General features: G+C 37.5%; 3 protein-coding genes and 1 pseudogene. 1 reads left to right on the top strand and 3 read right to left on the bottom strand.

Translation table 11 applies throughout. The annotated features are described in order from the left end of the window. Positions 1–384: 384 nt before the first annotated feature. Positions 385–1,580: pseudogene (locus EKM69_RS08450) on the top strand (NADH-dependent flavin oxidoreductase). Positions 1,581–1,746: 166 nt separating this feature from the next. On the opposite strand, the gene arsB reads toward EKM69_RS08450, so the two are convergent. The 3 genes from arsB to EKM69_RS08435 all read right to left on the bottom strand — a co-directional run bounded on the left by arsB (position 1,747) and on the right by EKM69_RS08435 (position 6,107). Continuing rightward, the gene (gene arsB, locus EKM69_RS08445) at positions 1,747–2,802 is read right to left on the bottom strand and encodes an ACR3 family arsenite efflux transporter (RefSeq protein WP_225423870.1); all 1,056 of its coding nucleotides are present in this window, start codon (positions 2,800–2,802) and stop codon (positions 1,747–1,749) included. A 276-nt stretch (positions 2,803–3,078) separates the two neighbouring features. Beyond that, on the bottom strand, positions 3,079–4,674 hold the full coding sequence (locus EKM69_RS08440) for a hypothetical protein (RefSeq protein ID WP_125710107.1): 1,596 nt from the start codon (positions 4,672–4,674) through the stop codon (positions 3,079–3,081). A 116-nt stretch (positions 4,675–4,790) separates the two neighbouring features. After that, positions 4,791–6,107: a hypothetical protein gene (locus EKM69_RS08435; RefSeq protein WP_125710105.1), complete on the bottom strand. Its 1,317-nt coding sequence runs from the start codon at positions 6,105–6,107 to the stop codon at positions 4,791–4,793. Positions 6,108–6,311 lie beyond the last annotated feature (204 nt).

Here is a 6,311-nt window from a genome sequence, read left to right as displayed (position 1 = left end):
TATTTTTGACGAATTTATAAAAGCATTACCCAATCGCCTGATCAGGCTCTTGGATAATGCTTCATGATGTTAAAAAACTATTTGATTGTACCCAACCTCAACATACGAATGAGTTGAGGGCTATTTTCGTGCTTTCAACCTTTAGATGATAATTACAAAAAAAAGAGCGCAAAAACTCCACATGATTTTGTGGTAGTTTTTGCGTTCTTTTGTGTTTTTATTTTATCGTATTTTCCCCTATCAGAAAAATATTTTTCATCGTTGACTAATCAAGTGATATCAATTTATCCACTGTTTTTTATCGAATGATAAGCAATGTTAAATACTTCACAAATAAAAATGATGGCGGTAACATGACTTTATCGGGAAAGAGGAGAAGACATTATGGCAGATTATAATTTTTTAAAACCTTATACTTTTAAGAAGAAAGCATCACGGTTAAGAATCGCATCGTAATTCCTCCAATGACAGAAATGATGAGTTTTGCTAACGGTGAAGTTACGCGGGATGAACTTCGCTATTACCGGATCCACACTGGTGGCGCTGGTATGTTCGTTACTGCCGTTGCCTACGTTAATGACGAAGGTAAAGGATTCGAGGGTGAACTTAGCGCATCCGACGACAAGTTCATTCCTAGTTTGAAGAGCTTGGCTGACGCTATCCACAAAAATGGTACGAAAGCTATCTTGCAGATTTTTAGTGCGGGACGGATGACTTTCACATCTGTACTTCGTGGCAAAAAGCCGGTCAGTGCTAGTGCAGTGACAGCCTTGCGGGAAAACTCTGAAGAACCACGTGCTTTGACTGAAGCTGAAGTTGAACAAACGATCAAAGACTTCGGTCAAGCCACAAAACGTGCTATTTTAGCCGGCTTTGACGGTGTTGAGATCCACGGTGCCAATACTTACTTGATCCAACAATTTTTCTCACCACACAGTAACCGTCGTGAGGACAAATGGGGTGGCTCACTAGAAAAGAGAATGGCCTTCCCATTCGCCGTCATCGATGAAGCTCAAAAAGCTATCGACAAATATGCTGATAAACCATTCATCTTAGGCTATCGTCTCTCACCAGAAGAAGTCGAAAAACCAGGTATCAGCTTTGACGATACTCTAGCTTTCGTTGATGCTATCAAAGAAAAGCCAATCGACTACTTACACGTTTCCATGGGTGACGTTTGGCGCAAATCCTTGAACGACAAGTCAATCGATACACCACTAAACTTGACCATTAAAGAACACTTAGGCGACGACATCCCACTGATCGGTGTCGGTGACATCCAAACACCTGAAGAAGCCGAAAAAGTCTTGGACAAAGGCATCGACTTCGCAGCCATCGGACGTGAATCGCTCCGTGAACCAAACTGGGTCGAAAAAGTCGAAAGTGGCGACGAAAAAGGCATTCGCTACACCCTATCAATGGACGACCACGACGAACTTGGTCTATCCGGTATGTTCTGGGACTTCTTAATGCAATCCTTTAGACCAGGAATGCAAGTAAGCACAGACAAAACAACCGACAGATCACTCTTCAACAGCGCCATGGACGATATCTTTGGCGGTGGTAAGACTGGGGTCTAGAAATTAATAAAGCTAGATGAAAAAAGGTTACTCATTTCCTCCATATTAGGAAGAAGCGGGTAACCTTTTTCTTACTCTTTTTTTCGTCTAGCCTTTACAGCCGTACTTGTCACAGTCGCAACTGAATCAATAATCAAAATTTTCATAAGAATACTTGATTGCTTTTTTAGACTTGCTTAAAATATTTTTGCTTCAATTTCAATGCTACATTTACTAGACCAATTAAAACTGGAACTTCCACTAGTGGACCAATCACTGCTGCGAAAGCTTCTCCTGAATTAATACCAAATACGCCAACCGCTACCGCAATTGCCAATTCAAAATTATTGCTTGCTGCGGTAAACGATAATGAAGCTGTAATTGGATAACCGGCGCCCATACGTTTAGAAACAAAAAATGAAACAAAGAACATAACGATAAAATAAATGATTAATGGAATGGCAATTCTTACTACATCCATTGGAAGTTCAATAACTTTCTCTCCTTTAACGGAAAACATCACAACGATCGTAAATAATAAGGCAATCAATGTAATTGGACTAATTTTAGGAATGAATTTTTCTTCGTACCATTTCACTCCTTTTGTCTTAATCAGAATCCAACGAGATAAAAAGCCTGCAACGAAAGGAATACCTAGATAAATGAAGACGCTTGTTGCAATCTGACCCATCCCAATCGAAATAGCATGCGTTTCTAAACCTAACCATCCAGGAATAACTGTCACAAAGACATAGGCAAACACTGAATAAAAGATAATTTGAAAAATGGAATTTAGTGCTACTAATCCTGCTGTATACTCATTGTCCGCTTGAGCTAAGTTGCTCCACACAATCACCATTGCAATACAACGAGCCAGACCAATCAAAATTAAGCCCACCATATACTCAGGATAATTATGCAAAAAGACAACGGCTAAAATAAACATTAAAATGGGAGCGATAATCCAGTTTTGGAAAAGTGATAGTAATAAAACCTTCCAATCCTTAAAGACTCGCCACAACTTTTCATATTTCACCTTAGCTAATGGTGGATACAACATTAATATCAAGCCTATCGCAATGGGTATAGAAGTTGTTCCAACTTCAAGTTTATTTATCCCTGTTACAATCCCTGGTACAAAATAACCTAATCCAATCCCAACACCCATCGCAAGGAAAATCCAGAGAGTCAAAAAACGATCTAATAATGATAATTTTTTTGTTACACCTGCCATAATCAACATCCCCCAAATAATCAATTTTGTCTTCTTAAAACGAGTTTCTTAACAATTGAGTAACTCGTTTTTTAAATACATAGATGGTTATCTATATATAATATAGGTATCCGTTTATGTATTGTCAATAGCTGCTCTTTCTTACTTATACGGATATGGAATGGCTTTAAGAAAGCGCTTAATTGTTTAATAGTTGAATACAGATATTTTTTGATTTTTTGTTCAACTATTTTGTATTCAAAAAAAGAACCGCATTCACATTTGAATACAGTCCCCAACAAATAATTATTTACGTTTCTTTTTCTTTTTCTTCTTCTTTTTCTTACGCTTTAACTTTCCTTTCGAGATGCTAAATGATCCTAAAGTTTTTTTATTTTTCCAGTGTAAGGTATCAATAAATTTCTGACTCTTTTCAATTGAAATTATCCTATCATTTGCTAACATTCTGAAGAAATTAGTGAATATTAGTATGCCTTCACTTGAAGCATGCCCCCGAATTATTCCGGCAAAAGTGATCATTGATTGTGTTTTCCATTCTTCAGGTGTTTCCAAGAAATGATTATAGAAATGGTCCACTATTTGCGAGATTGCTTGGATGGTTTCAAATGATGGTAAATCGTAACCCAAACCATAATCTGTGCGAAGTAAAAAGAATTTCAATGCTAATTGGACACCACGAGCATGGTTTTTCATAGCATCAGTTTCATTCCAGGTTTTCAAACCCTTGCTGTCAATATGATCACCACGTAGAAATTCTTGATTTTTGTCTGGATCATAGATTTCAGCAACCTGTCGGAGTTGTTCAGGGTTCTTCAAAATTTGTCGTGGATCTCCATCGTCATCGGCATCCGCACCTAACATATCAGCATCGGAATCAAGTAATTCGGCAAAATCCTCATCATCCATGTCGCCATAATCGTCATCATTCTCGAACTTCAAACGTTCTTTAGACGACTCTAAAGCTCCATTTTTCATATATTCTTCGCCGAATTCACTAATCGCTTCTGCATCTTCAGGCAACGACCACCCACGTTTAGAAATCTCCTCAATCGTTAATTTTTCCGGATTTACCAGTAGGTCATCTCGCATTAGCTTCAACATTTTAGGTTCAATTTCAGTAAAAAATCGTTGATACTTCTCTGCTTTTTCCCGTTTCAACAAATCATTGTCCGCTAAATAATCCATAAAGTTAACCAAAGTTGGCACAATTTGATCTCTATCTTGCTCTGGGAAATTTAGTTGTTTAACGAAATCATAGGTCATGATATCGGCAATTGATTTTTTAGTCCAAGTTTGTGGCGTCTTTCGATGAACCTCATAATTATTGACCACTAAATAGTACATGATCAGTTTCAGCGTATTTCCGTCTGAACTTCCAAAAAGATCAACATAGTTTGGACTGGAGACATACTTATCGGCCCATTTATCGGTCAATTCTAAGTACTGGCGGATCGTTTTTTCTTGAAACTTAGACAATCCCTTACCTTTACCCTCTGGATCATAAGGCACCACTGGATCTGCCAAATAAGTTCCTTTTTCAACCTTAGACAAAAGCTTTCCTATCTGCTTTTCGGATAAACTTAGATACCCTTTCTTAGCAGCGAATGTTAAAAAGGCTGCTAACGTTTTATAAGCATGAAAGGCATTAGCTTTAGCATTTGGAATATCCAAATTTTCTTCATAAGAAATTGTTTCGCTTAAGAAATATTCGACGTTTTTTTCAGTCCACAACTTGAAGTCTTCCATTCCAATATAAGAAAGGGTAGCTGCGAAATCAGTAATAGTCGTCAACATCCTGCCATTCGGATATCCAATCAAACTCTTTTTCTCATCGCTCTCATCATAAAAGTGGAGCACTTCCCCTATCGAAACACCAGCCATTTTATATTCTCCTCATAACATTATTAATTCTAGTTTACCTTTTTTGGGGATATCTTTGAATGGGGGTTTCAAAAAAGAGACTAACGTTTTGTATCTGCGCTAGTCTCTTTAGCTAATTAATTTTTCTTTTTAAATGGTACAATTTTACCTTCAAAGGCTCCAAGAAGTTCTGTGGATTTTTGTTTTGAAACAGTCCCATTATTCCCGAGTAATTCCAGGTAACTGATAATTAGATTTTTTTTAGTCCTATCATACCCTGTGCTTGAAAAGCGTCCAAAATATGCCATGGTCGTAGTTGACAATTGAGCTGGCGTTTCCAGACTGATAGAGTAAAGCACGTCAGCCAAGTCACTGATTATTTCGATTATGACGTCGACCCCTAAACCTTGAATTAATTTGTATTGGTCTCTCGTCGACCACATTTCTAAACCGAGTTTAACACCTAATTTATGCGTAGCAATAGCCGTTTTCTTGTTCCAAGTTCTGGAATTGTTAGTCTTTGGATGATTGAGTTTTAGAAAAACTTGTTCAGGATCAGGGTCAAGATCATCGATTGCCATATCTAAAGCTTTATCCATCGACATCCCCTGGCCAAGCACCTCAGCTAGTCGCTTACTTCTTGCTTCATATGCTGCAAGCATTTCTGGTTCAGCAGCAGTAATAAAACGTTGATAGCGTTCTACTGTTGTGACTGGAAGTTTGCCAATTTTTCCAACATAATCCAAGTATTTTAACAACGCCGGAACAACTAATTCTATTTCTTCTTGTAAAAAAATGTCGTAACTAACAAAATCGTCAGTCATTACAGCAGTGATTACTTTTTTAGTCCATGTCCTAGGAGTTCTGCGGAAGTTAGTATAGATCAGATCCGTCATAGCCGTGATAGCCTCATACAACAAGCCTTTATTTACACCTTCCGGACGCTTCGACCAAAGCGAACTTCTGGAGTAAAATTCAACCCATTTTTGAACTTCCTTGATAATTCTATCTAATGTATGTTGTTGAAATCTTGGCATATCATCATCTTGTTGATCAGGAATTTCTGAATAGTATGGAACAGGATCTCCAGCAAGATTATTTTCAACCTCAAAATCAATCAACGTGTCAGCCAATTGCGTAGGAGTTAGATCAATGTAATCAGTTCGAATAGCAAATTCTAGGAATTCACGGACAATGAAGTAAAAATATGCGAGAGTAGCAAATGCCCGTGAATCGGTATCCTTATTAGCGACATCTTGGATATCATTGAACGCTCTCATAATACTGCCAGAATCCCAGTCTTTCAGCTTATCAACATCTCTTGCAAAAACCAAATCCGAAAATTGCAACACAGCAGTCAGAACCATATCTGTAGGATAGTTTTTTAACATATAGAATTCATCAGAACCAAGAAAATCGGTCAGAGCGTTTTGTAAATTCGTCTCGTCTTTCATGTTTATTGCTCCCTAATTAGTCGTTGTTGTTAAGTCTAGGATACCAAATTTGGTGGCGTTGGTTGGACCGTTTGGGAAAATAAAATACCCTCAAAATAGTATGAGGGCATTTAGCGTACTTTATAAACAATGAATTGGTATTTATCATAAAAAGTTTTTAACTTTTCAAACATGAAAATTTAAAAACTATGTATCAAAAGGATT

The sequence above is a fragment of the Companilactobacillus zhongbaensis genome, from assembly GCF_003946515.1.
Lineage (GTDB): Bacteria > Bacillota > Bacilli > Lactobacillales > Lactobacillaceae > Companilactobacillus > Companilactobacillus zhongbaensis.
Note: the sequence above shows the minus strand (reverse complement) of the source record. Positions and strands in the feature narration are given on the sequence as shown.